This window comes from Laspinema palackyanum D2c (assembly GCF_025370875.1).
GTDB lineage: Bacteria > Cyanobacteriota > Cyanobacteriia > Cyanobacteriales > Laspinemataceae > Laspinema > Laspinema palackyanum.
The window spans coordinates 1-18,292 of record NZ_JAMXFD010000003.1; the positions used below are offsets into that span (position 1 = coordinate 1).

Consider the following 18,292-nt stretch of genomic DNA (forward strand, 5'->3'; position numbering starts at 1 on the left):
CGAAAAATAGATTAGGGCTACAAAAACCATTGCCCCAAAAACTCCCCCAACAAACCCGTAAATTACTCCTCGAAGTCAGGCAGATAACTGACTTCTTCTATCGCTTAATTCTAAGTATTTAACCCGGCCCTCTAAAACCTCATATTCGCGCAATCTGACTTGGGTGAGTTCTTGAATTGCCGTGTGTAACAGTGTGAATCGTGCATTCCATATTTTCACATCCTCAAAATCCAACCTTACCCCCCTTAACTTATCCCTTGCAATTAGTCCACTGTAACGGGGATATTTTCCGGATACAAGTTTAAGTTTTAGATAAAAGTTAAAGTTAGCTAAAATCCTGGGAACCCTTGCTATAACTGAGGTGTGGATTTATTAAAACTCGGTTCGGTGGGGTTGATGTTGTTATTTTGTACGGATTTTTGTCTAATCTTAAACTCTAAAAATGCCTAAAAATTCTCGTCATGGACAATCGGAAATTTTAACGGATTCAGATTATGCCAGAATTTTAAAACAGATAGCCAATCCGACTCATCGGCTATTTTTGACGATCGCGCGGTTCACTGGGGAGAGATGGGGGGCGATTACTCAGTTACAGGTATCCGACTGTTACGAGGATCCGCTCAAGTGTGCGCCTAGATCTTCCATCACTTTTCGGGCTAGTACCCGCAAGGCGTCACCCGACGGCAAACGGGAGACGCGACAGGTTCCCTTGCACCCGTTGCTAAAATCTGAACTCGAAAATTTTCACCCGCCGCTGCAAGGTTGGTTATTCCCCAGCGTGCGCTATCCAGAAAAGCACGTCACTTTTCAAGCGGTGGATCGTTGGTTTCGTCAAGCGGTCGATCGCGCCGGGTTAGGGAAGAGGGGGATATCGACTCATTCCACCCGACGGACTCTGATAACTTGCCTTTCCCGTTCCGGGGTTTCTATCCCGGTGCTCAAACAAATCACCGGGCATAAGAACGACCGGGTTTTACTCCGGTATGTGGAGGTAGACCCTGACCAGATAGCGAATGCGATCGCTCTGCTGTGATTCCCTTATTTTGTTCAGTTAACCCTTAGAAATCATGAGACATATCAATTTCCAGGTTTCATCATCCGGTGAGGTCATCAGTCTTGACGGGTTCAACCGCGATCATGTTTTAACGAAGGCACTGATCGGGGATTCCACTGCTACCCTAAAACTGACTGAGGTTCAATGGCAGTTTAGAGACTATGCCAATTACACGGTTCCCGGTATGCCCGTGATGGACTCTGAAATCTTCACCGCGATGGATCTCCTGTCCTCTGGGTGTAGTCCTGTTTTTTGGTTCCCTGCCACTGAAATGCACGGGGTACTAAGGAAGGAAGAAATCATCAATCTGATGAGTCTGGACTGGAATAATCGGTTTATAGAGTTCCTGGGCAAGGATCGCTATTGCTATGGCGATCGGCAATTTTTGAGGGCTAGTCTTTCAGACGCCGATCTCCTGTTACAGAATTACTTGGAAATCGTGACTGCACTACTCGAACAATACCCTAACCTCTATCTAGTCCCGGTTGTCAGTCGTTTTCTGGGATCTAAGGTGCCGGTCTATTTTCGCGCTTACTCATCCTTAACGAAGTTTGACCGTTGCCTTAACCTTGATTGGTTGGATCCTGATAAGTCTGATTATTGGCTTGATGATCAAGGTCATCTGTCTGTTCTGGCCTGGACTATTTTAAGAGAGCAGCTTGAAGCGGTTTGACCCGTTCTTGAGTTGCGATCGCGCCGGGGGAATTTTGGGGGCGATCGCAACTCAACCCGGACCCCTCCCCCATCCTTCTGTTCTGTAGCATTGCCGGTTTAGTCCTGATGAGGGCAATGCTACAGAACAGGGCCCCGGGTCTGGCGTGGCGATCGCGCTTAACCCAGAATTTCTAAAATTCTCCAGGGGGATTCCCGGGTCATGATGGCTAATTCGACTTGCTCCAATTTTTTCCTGGGGACGTAGCGGCTCTTGATGCGATCGCCTTCTCTCCACTGATATTGGTAATAGGGTCCGGTAGATCCGGGAACCCATTGGGTGCTGGTCTTGCTGTTGCCCAATGGGTCGCGATATTTGTATTGTGTTCCAATCCACCCAGACGCGCCTGGTTTTCCGTTGTGTTTGCGTTGATCGCTTAATTGAAAATTTTCGCTAGATATAGCGTTGTTGGCGACCCCCAATGACACCATATCTGGTGTAAAATCAGACGATTGCACCCTTTGATGGTCGTTTCTCTCTAGGATGCGATCGCCTGAGTTCCCGGTAGTTTTACAAGCGACTCTGCCGGGATTCTCTGTCTTTTGGCCAAAAATCAGATCATCCCAGATCGCCTTCCCTCCCTCCACTGTTAAAGGGGTTGAGTCGGATGCTACAGAACAGAAATTCTCCCCCTCGATGTTCTGTAGCATTGCCTGAGAATTGGGGTTCTGTTCTGTAGCGGTGCGATCGCCACCAATAGACCGATCGCCCTTGGCGGTTGCCTGTAAATTTTCCCCGCCGGTGCGATCGCCACCAATAGACTGATCGCACTCGCCGGTGCTGTTGAGATTTTTATCCTTGCTGTAAAAGGGTTTCGGCTCACCGGGGATAGCTTCTTCCCCTGGCGTTGAATTTCCCCCGCCGCCAATTTTCTCGCCGGTGTTGATTTGCGATAAAGGAAGAGATACCATTGGTTTCAACGGTTTCGCCGGTTCCACCCCTTGCCTATCCAATTGCGCTAAAGCACTATCCCCCTTTTTTGGGCTAACAGAGGGTTCATCCTCAACCCCATCATGCGTGTCGTAAAACCAATCCGGTTGACCATCGCGTGATGGGGTTGAGTATTTTTCAGGGTCAAATAGGGAGAGTTGGTTTGGACCCATAACTAATCCTCGCAACTATCAGCCTGTAACTCCGATTCAGACGCTTGACAGAATTGCTCCCAGGTGAGCGTTCTGTAACCAGCAATGCGAGTTTTTGGGGAAACCTGAATTTTTTCCATATCCTCCCCATCTTCATCTCGACACCCAGCGCAAGGGTTTGACTCGAAGGGTTCTAATGACCCCCCGCAATTGGCACAAACCCTTTCATTCGGAGCACAAACGGGACAATTGACCATCCCGCAAATGATGTCAAAGAGATGTCCGTAATCGTCACACCGAGCGCATTCTGACATAATCAACCCCTCCTCACTGCCAAGAATCCGGTTCCGCTGCACTCGTCACAGACGTCAACCCCTTCATCCCCATCGGGTGATTCCCAATGAATCAAGCCGCCCTGACACTGGGGACACTCGTAAACTTCATAGAGGTTGTCCAGTTCATGTTCTTCATTAACTTGATGAAGGGGTCTAACGTCTGGTCTGTTTTTCCTGGGTTTCATTGCCCCAAAATCCTCCTCAGTCTTCGGTCATTCCATCCGGCCCCCTCCCCGGTTAATGAAAGAGGGGGAATCCAGATTTGTCAACAGCACCGCCCCTAGGAATCTGTTAGGGGTTTTTTCCGGTTAACATTTTGGACGGCTTCTACCAGATCCTCTAAAGAGCAATCTAGGACTTCCATCAATCGCTTCACTTGGAGGATCGTCAGTTTTGGTTCGTGACGTCCGTTTTCCCATGCACTGATAGTCGTTACGGTTACTCCCAGGGATTGAGCAAGCTCTCGCTGAGTCAATCCCACTCTCTCCCTTAATTTCATGAACGTCAGTAGATCTTGGTTCTCTTCCATTATAGTCAACTTGTGTAAGTTGACAAACACAAGTTGTCTGATATAGACTAAAAAGTGTAAGTCAACTTACATATAAACGACATGAAAACGGAACAGGCAGCGAAATGCTGTCCGTTATCAGGGTGCATTTATGCGGTCTGTTCCTTCCTCTGTCTATATCACCTTTCTGTCAGGAGAGAAAAACGATGAGCACCTACTCTCGCCCTCAGTTAGAGGGCATGACCGTAGTGGCGATTAAGCAGTTTTGCCGCGATCGCGACATCACGGGATACTCGCGCTATACCCGCAAGACTGACCTAATCGCTTATGTCCACAGCGTCTTAGACAGCATTGAGGCGATGATGGAAGAAAATTTACTAGAGGCCCCTACCGAGGAACTGGGAGGCGATCGCACCGAGAGTTCCCCTACTGCGATCGCATCTGATGAGATCTCCCCAGATCCGTCCCCCGTATCCCAGATCAACCCAGATCCTTCCCAGGTATTACAGACTGCTGGGAAAACTGATCAGTCCGAAAGTCCAGCACTTATCCCAGCGTTATCCCAGACTTATGCTGAGAGCATAACCGAAACATCATCCGGGTATCCGCCGGTTATATCCCGGGCATACTGCGATTATCCTCGGGTTATCCCAGGGTTATGCACTCATCATCCCCCGGGCATAAGCCAATCATCACCGGGTCATGACCCGGGCATGATCGACCGATACCCAAAATCTAGCCACGGCATAAACTCATCATTTCCCGGGTCTCGAATTCAGCAACCCTTAACTCAATGCGTTGAAGTCAGGGGGTTAATCAAATGAACCCAGAATATAGAACTCGTTTTAAGGGGACCGTAGAAGAATTAAACCGCTTTGTAGAAGCGATGAACTCTGAAGGGTTAGAGGTGGTGTTAGAGGCAATGATTCCTGTTGAAATCCAGGGGAATGAGTTCGAGTTTACAGCTATTCAACTCATTGCAATTTTGAGGTTGTCAGAGGCACTCGCTAAACTTTTGATGATGACAACAGAGGAAGTGTGCGCTTCTTTTATGAGTGCCGCTTGTAATGAAGCTTGCTCTCTATCTCATCAGGAGAAAATAGCAATTGTTAATCAATTCTACTCTAAAAGATGAGTTGCAATAGTGGCAATTATAAGGGTTGATTATCCTGTTATGTTGCAATTATACATTGCAGCAGTTTCGGTCTAAAAGCCTTGTCTGGCATATCTCACTCTGTACTTATACACTCGATTGAGGCATAATTCCAATGAGAGAATACAACCCTAAAAAAGACTCCCTCTATCCTTGGCTTGTTGTCTCTACTGACGATAAAGGATTAGAGGTTATTCATGCTCAAGTGGCTAAAAGAAAAGAGGTAGATAACGTGCTTTGTGCTTATCGCCGCCTCTACCCTAATCGCAACCTTAAGGCCGTCTACCGTCCCCAAATTTAATCCTGATTAAAACGGGGAAAGGGACCCCCCTAAAGGGGTCCCCAACAAATCAATTCGCTTTCCTAAATCTAATCCTATCATGACTACAACAATTGTGAAAGTGCCTAGCTGTTGGATGGTTTTATTACCCGGTAATCGGTGGGTTAACTTAGCCCAAATTGCAGAGGTTGAATTTGTTGAAGACACCCATCAACTGGTGGTTACCTGGGCAAGCGGTAGCCAGTCCCATTTTGAGGGTGAGCAAGTAGCCTATTTAGTTCAGTCCCTTGAGGAGTCACGCAATGCCATTGAGGAGAGAGTATCCCAGATTTTAGTCCCTTAGTTCCCGCCTGATGACTGGCATCTGCCAGAGGCGATCGGCTTAATGGCGATCGCCTGATCCTCTGCTATCGCTGGATCGAAATGTCCCCCCCCTGGGGAGATCGCGGGGAGATAGCGCAATTGAACCGCCCGGGTCATTGACTCGGTGCCGTTAGGCAATAGATCGGGGTCTTGAGAATGAAATGACCTTTTAAGGTTTACATCTTTCGTGGATCAGACTATTGCCTCTATAGCGGCTAACCCTTTAGAGGCTTGACAGTGAATTGTTTCCTATTCGGGTGATTCGTGGCCCTGAAAGAAAGGGGAAATTTAGCGCAATCCCACCCAGTTACAACCTTGAAAATTCATGGAATCAAAATCAGTCGTTATTGGGCTTGATGTCAGTAAGGATAATGTTGTAGCTTGCCCGCTAACAGAAGCACCTTACAACCTCAAACTCTATTTTAAAGAGAACTCAAAATCATTCCCTCGGTTATATTCTAACCGGGATGGAATCAAAGAATTGCTCGCCCTAAACCCTGACGCGGTGGTAATGGAACCCACGGGAGTGCATTACTCATGGATATGGGCTCATGTTTTAAAAAGTCACGGAGTGAAAATACTCTGGGTCGGGCACTCGGAAGTTGCATCCTTTCGGAAATCTAAAAAGTTACCAGATAAAAATGATGCTGCTGACGCACTCGCCCTCGCCGCTTATGCCCTCGGTTTCTGGAATTATCCAGAGGCATTTTTGGGATATGAACATGAGAATTTCATCGTACCGATGAGAGATGGGTGTCTCCAACTTCAAAGCTTAAACCGGATCCAGAGTCCGATTATCAATCGACTCAGGCAGCAACTCGCCCGGGAATTTCCCGAGGCAGCTTTGAAAGATTCACAACGAGCTATAGATGGACAAGTACCTCTATGGTGTTTTCTTGCCGGTCGTGAACGAAACCTAAAAACCAATCATCGCTATTACGAAAAACTTTACGAGATCTCGATTGCCCCTACCTACGGGATTGAAATCTCGGAATATTCCCGCAATCTAGCGCGACAGCTATGCCAGTTAACAGATTGGGAAATTCAGATCGAGGAAAAGCTAGGGGCTCTCTTGAGACAACCAGAACTCAGGGTTTATAACCGAGTGATGGAAGATCTAGGGATGGGGATGAGAACTCGCTGCTGGGTGATCTCCCAGATTTACCCGATCGAGCGTTTCCTGGGGTCCGGAAATTATCGGAACTGGCGAGCTCGTTTTAAACAACGCTTAGGCTATGGTGGGATTGAACACTCATCCGGTGATAAAGAATCAACCCAGAAAAGCGGATCCAAGATATCGCGGCAAATGTTGTATTTATGGATTGTCACGACGATCGCACCCGTGAAGGCTCGCCCCGATACCGAGATCTCAAAACAACTCGCTGAGTTCTACGATACCCGAACACGGCAATATAACGATAACCCTGAGATTTACCATTCCCGGTTATTGGAAAAGCAAAAAACAGACGCGATCGCAACTCTCAAGACTCAACTCGGGCCCTTGCTTTCCCCTGCTATCCTCAGTCAACTAGAGCAAAGTCTAAACCTTACTCTCGACTTCCCCGCGTTACTGGGAACCGATGGCAAGGCGACGGCCCCGGTAAAAAAGGGTGAAGCTAAAAAGCGTTTTGGAAAGCTGATATGCTCCCAGACTGCCGCGAAAGGTGTAGAACTGCTTTTCAATGAACTCATGAAAGAATTGCACCCAAAACCCTGACCCGGTAAAGCAAAAACAATCCCTCTCTAACTATTGAGAGGGATTGTTTTTTTGAGGGGAAGTGATGTACAGTGAAAGATGCTGTCTTTTTTAAGGGATGAGAATCATTACATGGCTAAGAAATCCATGATCGAGCGGGAAAAGAAACGCAAAGCGCTCGTTGACAAGTACATCGATAAGCGGTTTGAGTTAAAAGCGCAATTTGCCGCAGCGACGGATCCAGAAGAAAAATTGCAAATCCACCGCCAACTTCAACAACTGCCCCGCAATAGCGCCCCCAACCGGGTCCGCAACCGTTGCTGGCTGACGGGACGTCCCAGAGGGTTTTATCGCGATTTCGGACTCTCTCGGAACGTGATTCGCGAAATGGCTCACGAGGGACTCCTCCCTGGGGTCGTCAAATCAAGCTGGTAGTCCAAAGCTAGATAGAGCGTGGATTTTGGATTTTAGATCAGCACTCTAAAATCTAAAATCTAAAATCCCGACGCTCCCGAGGTTATTGTCCACAACAGCGATCAATCCCCAGACTATCTAAAAGTAAGTCACTCACGGCATTGGCGATCGCAAATTCTCCATAAAAACTTTTAGAAAAATCAAACGCCTGCATTTCAGTCACGATCGCAATCACCAGACACCCTAAGTCATTCTCGCCTTCCAGTCGCTGACGGACAAAAATTTGAGTCGCTCGTTCCGCAATCTGTTGGTTGACTGCTTCGGGAAGAAACTCGCGATCGAGCCACTGATGCAAAGCAGCCTGCAACCATTTCCCCTCCTGTTGAGGATTACTCATGGGGGGCAACGTAATCGGTTGAATGGGTTCACTCATGGGCATTGAATGTGACATTACTATTTCCCAATCTTATAGTACATTCTCCCTCATACCCACCCTAAACCGAGATCAAAGATGAACCTTGAAAAATGACCCCTCCAGTTCGGTGTGACAATTTCAGTTGTTCCCCTAGTTCCAAATCACAATATGAGTCGTTATCCGATGTGTGGAGTAACGACTTGATTTCGTTATTTTATCTCTATTCAAAATCACAACTTCAGCCGTTATCTTCCCGTTTGTAGTAACGACTTAATCTCCTTATCTTATCTCTATTCAAAGTCACGAAAAGAGTTGCAAAAATCTATCGGAAGGATGATGCCAGAGGGCCGAATATAATTATAGAATATAAGACTATAAAAACATAGAAAATGAATCATTCTTGTAGTAAAAAGCAAGCTTTAAATTTTGAAAGATGATGGGAAAGCGCGAGGGAAAGTCTCACCAAAAATGGGAATGGGCGGAAGAATCGGATGAGCTAATTCGGGGGATTTCTGGAGGATTTTTGTTTGGAATTCCCCTATTGTACACGATGGAAGTGTGGTGGATCGGTTCGTATAGTAAAGCGTCGATGAGACTGGTGGCGCTGGCGATTACCTATTTGGTGGTGTTTTTCTTCAATCGCACGGCGGGATTTCGGCGCAACCAAGATATCGAGATGCGATGGCGGGATACGGCGATGGAGAGTGTGGAAGCGATCGCGATCGGCTTGGTTTCGGCAACAATGGTGTTGATATTATTGCGCCAAATCGATATTCACACGCCTCTGAATGAAGCACTGGGAAAAGCGATTTTTGAAGGATTGCCCTTTTCGTTAGGGGTAGCGCTGGCAACGTCATTGATGAGTGGCGATCGCTTTGAATTAAATTTGGAGAATAATAACACCAAAGGCAATTCAACAAAACCAACAGAAATAGAAAACAATTTAGCCGATTTGGGTGCCACTTTAATCGGGGCAATTTTTATTGCCTTTAACATCGCACCTACCGATGAAGTTCCCATGCTGGCGGCGGCGAGTTCTTCCCCTTGGCAAATTGCCGTTGTGGTTTCTTCTTTGCTGATTTCTTACTGTATTGTATTTGCAGCGGGATTTCGGGGACAAAAAAGACGATATAAACAGCGAGGGGTATTTCAAGATCCGTTAGGAGAAACCTTAATTTGCTATTTAGTATCTTTGGGGGCATCGGTGGTGATGTTGTGGTTTTTCCAGAAACTTAACTTTAGCGATCCTTGGCAAATTTGGCTGAATCATAGTATAATATTGGGACTTCCAGCAGCGATCGGCGGTGCAGCGGGGAGGTTAGCGGTATGACATCAGAAATGAAAGAGACGCAAAGCAAACAGACGCAACAAAACGATAGACGACGCCAAGAAATTGCAGGGCGATCGCCTGCGGAATGGGTGACATTTAGCATTGCTTTGTCAATCGTGGGGATTCTGATTGGATTGGTGAGTTATGACTGGATGACCCAGGGCGATCGCCCGCCGATTCTCTCCGTAACGCCAAAGGGACAGATTCAAGAACGCAACCAGCAATTTTACGTCCCCTTTCGGGTACAAAACGAAGGCGGAGAAACCGTCGCTTCAGTTCATGTGATTGCCGAATTAGAAATTGATGGAATTACTTATTCAATTGGAGAACAAGAAATCGAATTTTTAGCCAAAGGAGAGACAGAAGAGGGGGCATTTGTGTCAAACAGAGACCCTCGCCAAGGAAAATTAACCATGCGAATTTCCAGTTACAAGTTACCGTAGGCGGATAAACCGGGGCGATTGAAATCGCGTTTACACCGGCTCATTCCGCCTTCGCGGACTAATTTATTAAGGTTAATTCAGCACAAATAATATGATCGCGTCTCCCAACAAGAACCCCCCACAGAAAAATTCCTGTAGAGACGCCGATAAGAGCGCGTCTCCCAACAAGAGCCACCCACAGTTTTAGCTTTTGCCAACAGGAAATCCCAGGGGATATAGAAAGCGATCGCATGATAGAATAAAGCATGAGAAAAACAGGAGGCGATCGGCATGGAGACCAAACGCTCAAAACCGCAAATTGTTCTGCGAGACGGCAAACCAGTGGCGGTCATTTAGGATATTGACGAATACCAAGAAATGCTGGAACGACTGGAAGACATCGAAGATGTAGAAGAGTTAGAGCGGATGCATCAAAAACGGGGTAGAATTTAGGAGCCTTGATCGCTACGCTAGATATAGTGTTCATGCGTAAGTCCTGACTACAAACAGAAGAGAACGATAGCAAGTCGGGACGTTGAACTTGATCCTTGATTCTTCATTCTGAGTCAGAGTATTCCCTAAGTTTCATGATATTTTTAAGTCTTGAGCCGGTTTGAGGGCAGCACTTTCTACCCTTTTTAAGCCGTTTCTCCCTTGTCTGTGTCTGCAATTTCTCAAATTTTAACCGGCTAAGTTCATGGAATTTGATATTCCGTCAATCATCCAAGGTTACGCCCAAGGCTATTTTTTGATGGCGAATGTGGGCGATGAGAGCGTCGGGTGGTACTCCAGTCGCAAGCGAGCGCTGATTCCCCTAGACGATCGCTTCCGCTATCCTTCATCCCTGAATCGCGTTCTCAATCAAGAACGGTTCACCGTGGCGATCGACCGAGATTTTAAGGCAGTCGTCGAGGGGTGTTCCGATCGCCAGACGACTTGGATTTCTCCTGAATTAAAAGAAATCTATTGGGAACTACACTCCCAGGGTTGGGCGCATAGTTTTGAAACCTGGCAAGGCGATACCCTCGCTGGGGGGATTCTGGGAATTGCGATCGGGGGAGCTTTTATTGGCGAGTCAATGTTTTATCGGATTCCCGAAGGGTCAAAGGTGGCAATGGTCAAACTTGTAGAACGACTGCGCGATCGCCAGTTTGTGTTATTTGATGCCCAAATGAGCAACCCCCACTTGGACCGATTTGGAGCTTACACCATTAGCGATCGGGAATATCAAACCTTACTCCAAACCGCCCTACAACGCTCCTGTTCTTTACTCTAACCCCCACCCATCCCGCACCTTATCCCACCTTGCGCTCAGTTACTAAAGTCAGACTGCTCCATTCTCCCCTCGGACTGTAACGACTGATTAACCGCTGCCGCAGGGTGGGTTCAATTAACCAACCCGCTTCCACAAAGAACATCTCCCCCACTGCCACCCGGTGGGGAAAAGTCAGGGAAGCCCCATCCGGCACCATCAACACCCGCACCGGATGAGCACCCCCCTCGAACTCCAGCATCGACCCCTCAACCCGCCCAGTAGACCGGATTTCATGAGGACGCTCATCGCCACTCGCCAAAGTAATCCGTTGCTCAACCCCGTCCGTCCCCGTTCTTTGCACCTCCAGAGTCGTTCTGAAAGTCTCCGGATTTCGCCAATCCGGAAAAAGCGTTTGCGCTGACCCCTCCCAGCGTCCCAACAATTGCTCCAGGGTCAGAGGCGGATTTTCCGTCGCCCCCGCACCCACCCGCTTTTCTCGAACCAGAGTAAACCGTTCCGCCTCACCCCCCACCGCAAATTGATGCACCGCCCGTAAGCGACGGTTACCCCAGATGAACCCGAACTCAATTAAAAAAGTGGAGACGGGGGACAGTTGCATCGAGGACTGAGAAAACGCCCCCGAATCGAAAAATAACAGATGCCGCCCCAAGGATTGGTATTCTTGGACCACTTCCTTAACCGGGGAGTCCTTCTGCCAATCACCCCCTGGGGCAAAAAATCGCAGAGTCAGGCGCGCCCGTTGATTTTCGTCTAATCCTTCCAAGGAAAGTCGCGTGGGGGTGTCTTCGAGTAAGGTGCCCGTGGGAGAAACTCGGGTGAACGAACCCTCCCACTCTCCCAGATTTTGCAGAAAATTTTCCCATTGCGTTCCCATGTTTTTCCTTGCCCTCCATCCGGTGAAATTTAGAGACAATATTGAGTTTCCATCCCCTTTATACCAGAGTCGGCGATCGGTTCAGTCGGGGTTAAAAGTAGGGTTTCTTTACCCAATCCCTGCCAATTAGCACCAAATCTGGGCTAGAAACTCGGTTTCTTGTCGCCTTTATTTAATACCTACGCTGACCCCCTGGGAGATGGATTTTTACCGTCTTGATAGGGGCTCAATGTGATGATATGATCAAAAACTTGACCGATAAAAAAAGAGAGTCCACTCAGCATTGCTCGGGTCCGGTATTGTCTGGATTGGCAGATTTTTGGCCTTAAAGATAACGGAATTTAGACCTGAGAAATCGGTAGAATCGTCTACAGTAATGTCAAAGTGGTGAAGTCGTCGAGCGATTAATAGGTGAGATTTCCATGACCATGACAAATCGAGTCGGGAACGCAAGGGGGCCGCGCAGGGTCAGGCTCTCCTTTTCTATGTCGAAGCAGGGGGTTCGTCCAGGGATGCCCCCTGCGATGGATCTAGCGCCGCTCACCGCGCTGTGCGCGAGGATCGCTGGACAAAGCACCCTGGTTCTGGTGACGCTCTTGCTGTCTATGGGTGCAGCGACGGCACAACGTCCGACCCCTCCCCCCCCACCCAGACCCCTGGTCCCCGTTGAACAGACTCCAGCATCCTCCACCCCGGAAGCGGCCACTCCCTCCCCCACGGCAGCGCCTACCCCCACGGCAGCGCCCACTCCGGCAGCCACCACGGAGGATGCAACAGAGAATGCACCGGAGAATGCCCCGGAATCAGAAGCGGCCCAGCAAGAGGTTTTACAACAAACTTCGGAACTCGATCCAGCGGTTCAAGAGCAGATTCAAGCGGAAGTAGACCGAGCTTTTATGCGGACTATGAGTCCCTTAGCGGCTGCGATCGCCGGATTAGTGGTTCTTCCCGTAGCAGCAACCTTGGGCGGAATTTGGCTGCTCAGAAAAAGTGTCGCCAATCAGGTTGCAAGTGAGGTCAAAGAACAACTCGGACAAACCCCTCCCTCACAACTCCCCGCCTCACAATCCAAAGGGGGGGGATTGGTTAAAAGTGAGAAAGGTGGGATGCCTCTGGCACTTTCTGAGGAACCGAAGAGCACTGCTCAATTAAATGAGTTGATTTCAATGGCGTTAGCCACTCAAAACTTAATTTCAGAAGCTCGCACCACCCTGGAAGAGTCGATGAAAATGCAAAATCGGATGGAGGAACCCTTCCAGGAGATTTTTGGCATTTATGTCAAACAAGGGAATGAGCTATTTCGGGAAGGGAGATATGAAGATGCCGTGGAGATGTATGACAAGGCCACGGAAATTAATCCTGAGTGTTATGAAGCGTTTTTAGGTCAGGGAGTCGCCTATACAAGATTGCAAAACTACGACGAGGCGATCGCCGCTTATAACAAAGCCATTCGCACCAGTTCCGACAAAGCCGATGCCTGGTACGGAAAAGCCCGCTGCTATGCCTTGAAATCTGATACAGATATGGCAGTTGATAACCTCCGGCAGGCCATTTCTCTCAATCCGGACATTCGAGAAATGGCTCAACATGAGTCAGACTTTAACTCCGTTCGAGAAACGGAATCTTTTGATACGTTGATGCGTTCTTAAAGCACTTTTAAAAACGCAATTGAACAATTCAATCTAGGGCGTTGGTACAGGATTAAATCAAGGCAGAAACCAGCTTTCTAACCTTGCCTGTACCGACGCCCTATTTTATTAGAGGGGATAAAATAAGGATATAAGGTTTCCCTCAGTTATGAGGTCCATTTTGGGAGTGCATCAAGCTGATGGCATCGCTTCGCTTAAGGCGATCGCTCTTCCTGCGGTGCGTGATAACCGTAAGCGTGCCTAGTTGCTTCAAATCTTGCTCGCGATCGGGTGTAGAACGGGATGAGAACAGCTATGATTAGGAAAGAGTTCAACACCATCCAGATACCATGACCATGCCAACTCCTGAATTTCAAGATGTTTTTGATGTCGTTGTTGTGGGTGCGGGTCACTCGGGATGTGAAGCAGCACTCGCTACGGCACGTCTTGGGTGTCGCACCCTTTTGCTGACGCTGAATTTGGATAAGATTGCTTGGCAACCCTGCAATCCGGCAGTGGGTGGCCCTGCGAAGTCCCAACTCACTCATGAGGTGGATGCGCTTGGGGGCGAAATTGGCAAGATGGCCGATCGCACTTATCTACAAAAGCGCGTCCTCAATTCTTCGCGAGGTCCCGCTGTCTGGGCGTTACGCGCTCAAACGGATAAGCGTGAATATGCTCACGTCATGAAAACCATTGTCGAAAATCAAGAGAATTTATCCATCCGCGAAGGCATGGTCACGGATCTGGTTCTGGGGGACAATGATGATGTGATAGGGGTGGAAACCTATTTCGGCGTCGCCTTTGGTTGCAAGGCGGTGATTTTAACCACGGGGACGTTCCTGGGTGGGACGATCTGGGTGGGGAATAAGTCCATGAGTGCGGGACGTGCGGGGGAATTTGCCGCTGTAGGGTTGACGGACACTTTGAACCGTCTGGGATTTGAGACGGGACGGCTGAAAACCGGGACTCCGGCACGAGTGGACCGGCGATCGGTGGATTATAGCAAGATGGAACCGCAACCGGGGGATGAGGAGGTGCGCTGGTTCAGTTTTGACCCGGAGGTTTGGGTGGAACGGGAACAGATGCCTTGTCATCTCACTCGCACGACGGCGGAAACCCATCGGCTGATTCGGGAAAATCTCCATTTGTCTCCGGTGTATGGCGGTTGGGTGGATGCGAAAGGTCCGCGCTATTGTCCGAGTATTGAGGATAAAATTGTGCGATTTGCAGACAAGGAATCGCACCAGATTTTTATTGAACCGGAAGGGCGAGATATTCCTGAATTGTATATTCAGGGATTTTCTACGGGTCTGCCGGAGAGTTTACAGTTGGAATTGTTGCGGAGTCTCCCCGGGTTGGAACATTGTACGATGTTACGTCCCGCTTATGCAGTGGAATATGACTATTTGCCAGCGACTCAGTGTTACCCTACGTTGATGACGAAGAAAATCGAGGGGTTATTCTGTGCGGGTCAGATTAATGGCACGACGGGATATGAGGAAGCTGCCGCACAAGGTATTGTGGCGGGGATTAATGCGGCGCGGTTGGTGCGCGGTGAGGACCCGATTATTTTCCCTCGGGAACAAAGTTACCTGGGGACGTTGATGGATGATTTATGTACGAAGGATTTGCGGGAACCGTATCGGATGTTGACTTCGCGATCGGAGTATCGGTTGTTGTTGCGATCGGACAATGCGGACCAGCGGATGACGCCGTTAGGACGGGAGATTGGCTTGATTTGCGATCGCCGTTGGGAATTATTCACCCAAAAACAGGAGAATATCGCGGCGGAAAAACAACGGTTGGAGACGACGCGGATTAAGGAACATGAGGAATTGGGGGTGGCGATCGCTGCTGATATTCAGCAAAAGATTAAAGGCTCAATTACCCTAGCGGAATTGTTGCGCCGTCCCGGTTTCCATTATGTTGACCTCAACCGTTATGGACTGAGCAATCTGGATTTGAGCTTAGAGGAACGTGAGGGTGCGGAAATTGATATCAAATATTCCGGGTACATCCAACGGCAGCAACATCAAATCGACCAAGTGGCGCGGGAGGAACATCGTAAACTCTCGCCCGATTTGGATTATGCCAATATTAGCACTTTGTCTAAGGAGGCACGGGAAAAATTGGCGAAAGTGAAACCCTTAACCATTGGGCAAGCTTGTCGGATTGGCGGGGTGAATCCTGCGGATATTAATGCGTTGTTGATTTATCTGGAGTTACAAGGACGACAGTTGGCAACCAGTGGCTCAGTGTAGTGTCATGGCAGCAACAACCGGCGGGGGATCAATCCCCCGCCTAACAGCTCAAGTCGGTTGAAACCGACTGAAAATACCACGGGATAAGACTTGCAGTCGGATTTATCCGACTTGAGCTATGAGGCCGCCAATCGATTGATCCCCCGCCGGTTGTTGCCTCAGTAACAGAAAGATGGTTGACCGTTCTGGCAAAAGCGAGGACAATAAATGGGTGCAACTCGTTGAAGCGGATTAGGCCCTAAAATTATTAGGACTGTCGGATTGTCTAAACTAGATTATAAAATCGGAGGGGAACTGCCCGATTGCTCGTAGTTGCCCGAGGATTGCGATCGCATCTTTAACCCTAACCCTTATAAAAAAAAGGCCATGTCTCAGGATATCAGCACCAAAACCATAGACTCATCCCCAGCGGAACAGGAGCGAGGTGGGGTCGGGACCCCGAATTGGTCCGTCGATGCCTACGCCGATCGCCTCATGAATGACCTGTTTCACGATGTAGACAGAATTTTAGATGGAGGCTCTCGCCAACCCAAACCGGCCCCCCCGGATTTGGTAACATTGCAATCGGTACAGGTGCCCCAAATCATCCTCCCCCAGACGATGATGCCCAAAACTGCCGCAGAAGCGACAGTGGATGCCAAGGCAACCCGCACAGATAAACGACGCAAGGGACAATCCTTCGATCGCCTCTTATTAGGGTCCGCCTGTGGATTGCTCCTGATTACCCTAGGTTTATGGTTATGGAATCGGGGATATTTGCAGCAATTCTGGGCGAAAATTGCCCCGGCACAGCCTGAAGCCGTAGCTCCTCCGAAAACGGCGGAACAGTTGAAAGCTGAGGCAGACGCAGATTTTGCGGCCTATATGGAGCGATCGCTCGAAGTGATGGACCGCCAAGCAGCGGGTCAACCCACAGAACCTGTAGTCCCCCCGAATACTGCTTTACCTATTCCCCCGCCTCCGCCTCCGGTGAATGTCACGGTTAATCCCCCCAATGTGATGGTCCCGGCACCCCAGGTTACAGTAAATACGCCCCATCAAGGCAATCTTGCCGAGGTACTCAATCGGATTGCGATCGCCCTGGAACGTGGCATCAATCCCACCCTAGTCCAACCCAATCTCACCGTTACCGTGCCTCGGACCCCGCCAGCGCCTCAAACCACCGCAGCAGCGCCAGCAACTCCGGCACCGGCACCGGCAGCAGCCCCTGCACCAGCCCCGACCCCAGCAACACCAACTCCGGCACCGGCAGCCACTCAAGCCCCCACCCAACAACCTGCTCCTACTCCCACTCCCACCCAACCCCCCAGAACCGTTAACGTACAACCCCAGGTGGCAGCGCCACCCCCACCCGTTCCCCAACCCGCACCCCCAACGGCAGAAGAAGCCCCAGGAGATAATGGAGTTGCGGAAAATCCCCCAGCAGAAGAATCAGAACCAGTCCCTGCCGCAGCGGCATCTAGTTCTAGCGTTTCGGGTCTCAAGCATAAATTAGTGGGAATTCTGGAATTGGGCGATCGCTCTGTTGCCTTATTTGAAGTCGATGGCGTTCCCCGTCGGGTGAATATTGGCGAAACAATCGGCTCAAGCGGCTGGAGTTTAGTTGAAGTCAAAGACGGCGAAGCCGTTATCCGTCGGAATGGTGAAGTGCGTTCCATCTATACAGGACAGTCTTTATAGGGAATCCCCTGAAGACGCTGTGGTTCATCGCGCAGTCGGGGTGCATAAACTGCACCCCTAGCCGTGAAAACACTCACGAAAAATTGCCCTACCATAGATAGAAGAAAAGAAGTCAAACCTGAGCGAGGGAGTGCCTGCAATGGGTCTATTTGAAGACATGAGCCGGTTCTTAGAAACCAGATTAGAGGAATTTATGCGAAATAATCCTCATCTGGAATTGCAGGTGCTAGAGGAGCAACTGCGGGAACAAGAGGAGGATACCCTCAAATTAATTCTGGAGTTGCAACGGAAAGAAAAACAATTGCAGGATAGCATTCTTTCTACTGCTCAGGAGATTCAACTCTGGCATGATCGCGTCAGTAAAGCCAAAGCTGCCAATCGCGAAGATTTGGTCCGTGCAGCACAAGAACGAGAAGCCTCTTTACTGCGGGAAGGCAATCAGTTGTGGGGACAAATGCAAGGGGTGAAAGAACGGATTGAAAAGGCGAAGGAGTTATATCGTCAGATTCAAGTTCGTCGTCGGGAAGTGAAGGCGAAATCCGTTGAAGCAGAGGCAGCGCGTACTCAAACGAAAACGCAAACGAGTTGGGATACGGGATGGAATAAAAGTTATAACCGCAGTTTTAGCAGTGGTGCAGACCCTTTGGATCAGGAATTTCGCCGTTGGGAAGCTGATGAAGAGTTGGAACGCTTAAAGCGCAATATGAAACGGTGATTTATTACGAGGGTTTTGTTCGTAGTAACGACTTTAGTCGTTATTTCCCCTCAATTAGGAAGCCGGAAACGACTGAAGTCGTTACTACAAA

22 protein-coding genes are annotated in these 18,292 nt (G+C 49.0%); 16 read left to right on the forward strand and 6 right to left on the reverse strand.

Annotated elements, in window-relative coordinates; translation table 11 throughout:
- Window positions 1–442 precede the first annotated feature (442 nt).
- Window positions 443–1,033 carry a tyrosine-type recombinase/integrase gene (locus tag NG795_RS05160; RefSeq protein ID WP_367287604.1) on the forward strand — a complete coding sequence of 197 codons (591 nt, stop codon included), beginning with the start codon at window positions 443–445 and terminating at the stop codon, window positions 1,031–1,033.
- A gap of 34 nt (window positions 1,034–1,067) precedes the next feature.
- Window positions 1,068–1,727, forward strand: coding sequence for a hypothetical protein (locus NG795_RS05165; protein ID WP_367287605.1), 660 nt, complete (start codon window positions 1,068–1,070; stop codon window positions 1,725–1,727).
- A 158-nt stretch (window positions 1,728–1,885) separates the two neighbouring features.
- Here NG795_RS05165 and NG795_RS05170 read toward each other — a convergent pair whose 3' ends face one another.
- From NG795_RS05170 to NG795_RS05180, 3 genes are all read right to left on the reverse strand, one after another.
- A complete protein-coding gene (locus NG795_RS05170; protein ID WP_367287606.1) occupies window positions 1,886–2,869 on the reverse strand; it encodes a DUF6788 family protein in 984 nt (327 codons plus the stop codon).
- A 2-nt stretch (window positions 2,870–2,871) separates the two neighbouring features.
- Window positions 2,872–3,162 (reverse strand): hypothetical protein, encoded by a 291-nt coding sequence (locus NG795_RS05175; RefSeq protein ID WP_367287607.1) that lies wholly within the window; start codon window positions 3,160–3,162, stop codon window positions 2,872–2,874.
- Between the two features lie 301 nt (window positions 3,163–3,463).
- The gene (locus NG795_RS05180) at window positions 3,464–3,712 is read right to left on the reverse strand and encodes a helix-turn-helix transcriptional regulator (RefSeq protein WP_367287608.1); all 249 of its coding nucleotides are present in this window, start codon (window positions 3,710–3,712) and stop codon (window positions 3,464–3,466) included.
- A 185-nt stretch (window positions 3,713–3,897) separates the two neighbouring features.
- On the opposite strand from NG795_RS05180, the gene NG795_RS05185 reads away from it, so the two are divergent.
- The 4 genes from NG795_RS05185 (at window position 3,898) to NG795_RS05200 (ending at window position 5,467) form a co-directional block, all read left to right on the forward strand.
- Window positions 3,898–4,515, forward strand: a complete 618-nt coding sequence (locus NG795_RS05185; protein WP_367287609.1) for a hypothetical protein — start codon at window positions 3,898–3,900, stop codon at window positions 4,513–4,515.
- Window positions 4,512–4,826, forward strand: a complete 315-nt coding sequence (locus NG795_RS05190) for a hypothetical protein (protein ID WP_367287610.1) — start codon at window positions 4,512–4,514, stop codon at window positions 4,824–4,826. The genes NG795_RS05185 and NG795_RS05190 overlap by 4 nt, the downstream gene beginning before the upstream one ends.
- A 133-nt stretch (window positions 4,827–4,959) precedes the next feature.
- Window positions 4,960–5,145, forward strand: a complete 186-nt coding sequence (locus NG795_RS05195; RefSeq protein WP_367287611.1) for a hypothetical protein — start codon at window positions 4,960–4,962, stop codon at window positions 5,143–5,145.
- Between the two features lie 79 nt (window positions 5,146–5,224).
- Window positions 5,225–5,467, forward strand: coding sequence for a hypothetical protein (locus NG795_RS05200; protein ID WP_367287612.1), 243 nt, complete (start codon window positions 5,225–5,227; stop codon window positions 5,465–5,467).
- Here NG795_RS05200 and NG795_RS05205 read toward each other — a convergent pair.
- A complete protein-coding gene (locus NG795_RS05205; protein ID WP_367287613.1) occupies window positions 5,464–5,604 on the reverse strand; it encodes a hypothetical protein in 141 nt (46 codons plus the stop codon). The two genes, NG795_RS05200 and NG795_RS05205, sit on opposite strands and share 4 nt — an antisense overlap.
- A gap of 208 nt (window positions 5,605–5,812) precedes the next feature.
- On the opposite strand from NG795_RS05205, the gene NG795_RS05210 reads away from it, so the two are divergent.
- Both NG795_RS05210 and rpsN read left to right on the forward strand, forming a co-directional pair.
- Entirely contained in the window at window positions 5,813–7,204 is a 1,392-nt protein-coding gene (locus NG795_RS05210; RefSeq protein ID WP_367287614.1) for an IS110 family transposase, read from the forward strand.
- Between the two features lie 111 nt (window positions 7,205–7,315).
- A complete protein-coding gene (rpsN, locus tag NG795_RS05215) occupies window positions 7,316–7,618 on the forward strand; it encodes a 30S ribosomal protein S14 (protein ID WP_261198685.1) in 303 nt (100 codons plus the stop codon).
- Window positions 7,619–7,700: 82 nt separating this feature from the next.
- On the opposite strand, the gene NG795_RS05220 is transcribed toward rpsN, so the two are convergent.
- A complete protein-coding gene (locus NG795_RS05220) occupies window positions 7,701–8,030 on the reverse strand; it encodes a DUF8822 family protein (RefSeq protein WP_367287900.1) in 330 nt (109 codons plus the stop codon).
- A 415-nt stretch (window positions 8,031–8,445) separates the two neighbouring features.
- On the opposite strand from NG795_RS05220, the gene NG795_RS05225 reads away from it, so the two are divergent.
- The 4 genes from NG795_RS05225 (at window position 8,446) to aat (ending at window position 11,040) form a co-directional block, all read left to right on the forward strand.
- Window positions 8,446–9,342, forward strand: a complete 897-nt coding sequence (locus tag NG795_RS05225; RefSeq protein WP_367287615.1) for a TIGR02587 family membrane protein — start codon at window positions 8,446–8,448, stop codon at window positions 9,340–9,342.
- Window positions 9,339–9,785, forward strand: a complete 447-nt coding sequence (locus tag NG795_RS05230; RefSeq protein WP_367287616.1) for a TIGR02588 family protein — start codon at window positions 9,339–9,341, stop codon at window positions 9,783–9,785. The genes NG795_RS05225 and NG795_RS05230 overlap by 4 nt, the downstream gene beginning before the upstream one ends.
- Before the next feature lie 190 nt (window positions 9,786–9,975).
- Window positions 9,976–10,176, forward strand: a complete 201-nt coding sequence (locus tag NG795_RS28430) for a L28 family ribosomal protein (RefSeq protein WP_436836032.1) — start codon at window positions 9,976–9,978, stop codon at window positions 10,174–10,176.
- A gap of 285 nt (window positions 10,177–10,461) precedes the next feature.
- Complete coding sequence (gene aat, locus NG795_RS05240) at window positions 10,462–11,040, forward strand: leucyl/phenylalanyl-tRNA--protein transferase (RefSeq protein ID WP_367287617.1); 579 nt, start codon at window positions 10,462–10,464, stop codon at window positions 11,038–11,040.
- Window positions 11,041–11,059: 19 nt separating this feature from the next.
- Here aat and NG795_RS05245 read toward each other — a convergent pair whose 3' ends face one another.
- A complete protein-coding gene (locus NG795_RS05245; RefSeq protein ID WP_367287618.1) occupies window positions 11,060–11,914 on the reverse strand; it encodes a DUF3598 family protein in 855 nt (284 codons plus the stop codon).
- A 524-nt stretch (window positions 11,915–12,438) separates the two neighbouring features.
- Between NG795_RS05245 and NG795_RS05250 the strand changes: the two genes are divergently transcribed.
- The 4 genes from NG795_RS05250 to NG795_RS05265 all read left to right on the forward strand — a co-directional run bounded on the left by NG795_RS05250 (window position 12,439) and on the right by NG795_RS05265 (window position 18,201).
- Window positions 12,439–13,563: a tetratricopeptide repeat protein gene (locus tag NG795_RS05250; RefSeq protein WP_367287619.1), complete on the forward strand. Its 1,125-nt coding sequence runs from the start codon at window positions 12,439–12,441 to the stop codon at window positions 13,561–13,563.
- A gap of 329 nt (window positions 13,564–13,892) precedes the next feature.
- A complete protein-coding gene (gene mnmG / locus NG795_RS05255; RefSeq protein ID WP_367287620.1) occupies window positions 13,893–15,806 on the forward strand; it encodes a tRNA uridine-5-carboxymethylaminomethyl(34) synthesis enzyme MnmG in 1,914 nt (637 codons plus the stop codon).
- A gap of 366 nt (window positions 15,807–16,172) precedes the next feature.
- Window positions 16,173–17,486: a hypothetical protein gene (locus tag NG795_RS05260; RefSeq protein WP_367287621.1), complete on the forward strand. Its 1,314-nt coding sequence runs from the start codon at window positions 16,173–16,175 to the stop codon at window positions 17,484–17,486.
- Window positions 17,487–17,625: 139 nt separating this feature from the next.
- Complete coding sequence (locus tag NG795_RS05265) at window positions 17,626–18,201, forward strand: TIGR04376 family protein (protein WP_367287622.1); 576 nt, start codon at window positions 17,626–17,628, stop codon at window positions 18,199–18,201.
- Window positions 18,202–18,292: the final 91 nt, after the last annotated feature.

What these genes read in the sequence shown, in the direction of transcription:
- NG795_RS05160 (WP_367287604.1), top strand. Translation starts at nt 443, where the DNA reads ATGCCTAAAAATTCTCGTCATGGACAATCGGAAATTTTAACGGATTCA.
- NG795_RS05165 (WP_367287605.1), top strand. Translation starts at nt 1,068, where the DNA reads ATGAGACATATCAATTTCCAGGTTTCATCATCCGGTGAGGTCATCAGT.
- NG795_RS05170 (WP_367287606.1), bottom strand. Translation starts at nt 2,869, where the DNA reads ATGGGTCCAAACCAACTCTCCCTATTTGACCCTGAAAAATACTCAACC.
- NG795_RS05175 (WP_367287607.1), bottom strand. Translation starts at nt 3,162, where the DNA reads ATGTCAGAATGCGCTCGGTGTGACGATTACGGACATCTCTTTGACATC.
- NG795_RS05180 (WP_367287608.1), bottom strand. Translation starts at nt 3,712, where the DNA reads ATGGAAGAGAACCAAGATCTACTGACGTTCATGAAATTAAGGGAGAGA.
- NG795_RS05185 (WP_367287609.1), top strand. Translation starts at nt 3,898, where the DNA reads ATGAGCACCTACTCTCGCCCTCAGTTAGAGGGCATGACCGTAGTGGCG.
- NG795_RS05190 (WP_367287610.1), top strand. Translation starts at nt 4,512, where the DNA reads ATGAACCCAGAATATAGAACTCGTTTTAAGGGGACCGTAGAAGAATTA.
- NG795_RS05195 (WP_367287611.1), top strand. Translation starts at nt 4,960, where the DNA reads ATGAGAGAATACAACCCTAAAAAAGACTCCCTCTATCCTTGGCTTGTT.
- NG795_RS05200 (WP_367287612.1), top strand. Translation starts at nt 5,225, where the DNA reads ATGACTACAACAATTGTGAAAGTGCCTAGCTGTTGGATGGTTTTATTA.
- NG795_RS05205 (WP_367287613.1), bottom strand. Translation starts at nt 5,604, where the DNA reads ATGACCCGGGCGGTTCAATTGCGCTATCTCCCCGCGATCTCCCCAGGG.
- NG795_RS05210 (WP_367287614.1), top strand. Translation starts at nt 5,813, where the DNA reads ATGGAATCAAAATCAGTCGTTATTGGGCTTGATGTCAGTAAGGATAAT.
- rpsN (WP_261198685.1), top strand. Translation starts at nt 7,316, where the DNA reads ATGGCTAAGAAATCCATGATCGAGCGGGAAAAGAAACGCAAAGCGCTC.
- NG795_RS05220 (WP_367287900.1), bottom strand. Translation starts at nt 8,030, where the DNA reads ATGAGTGAACCCATTCAACCGATTACGTTGCCCCCCATGAGTAATCCT.
- NG795_RS05225 (WP_367287615.1), top strand. Translation starts at nt 8,446, where the DNA reads ATGATGGGAAAGCGCGAGGGAAAGTCTCACCAAAAATGGGAATGGGCG.
- NG795_RS05230 (WP_367287616.1), top strand. Translation starts at nt 9,339, where the DNA reads ATGACATCAGAAATGAAAGAGACGCAAAGCAAACAGACGCAACAAAAC.
- aat (WP_367287617.1), top strand. Translation starts at nt 10,462, where the DNA reads ATGGAATTTGATATTCCGTCAATCATCCAAGGTTACGCCCAAGGCTAT.
- NG795_RS05245 (WP_367287618.1), bottom strand. Translation starts at nt 11,914, where the DNA reads ATGGGAACGCAATGGGAAAATTTTCTGCAAAATCTGGGAGAGTGGGAG.
- NG795_RS05250 (WP_367287619.1), top strand. Translation starts at nt 12,439, where the DNA reads ATGGATCTAGCGCCGCTCACCGCGCTGTGCGCGAGGATCGCTGGACAA.
- mnmG (WP_367287620.1), top strand. Translation starts at nt 13,893, where the DNA reads ATGACCATGCCAACTCCTGAATTTCAAGATGTTTTTGATGTCGTTGTT.
- NG795_RS05260 (WP_367287621.1), top strand. Translation starts at nt 16,173, where the DNA reads ATGTCTCAGGATATCAGCACCAAAACCATAGACTCATCCCCAGCGGAA.
- NG795_RS05265 (WP_367287622.1), top strand. Translation starts at nt 17,626, where the DNA reads ATGGGTCTATTTGAAGACATGAGCCGGTTCTTAGAAACCAGATTAGAG.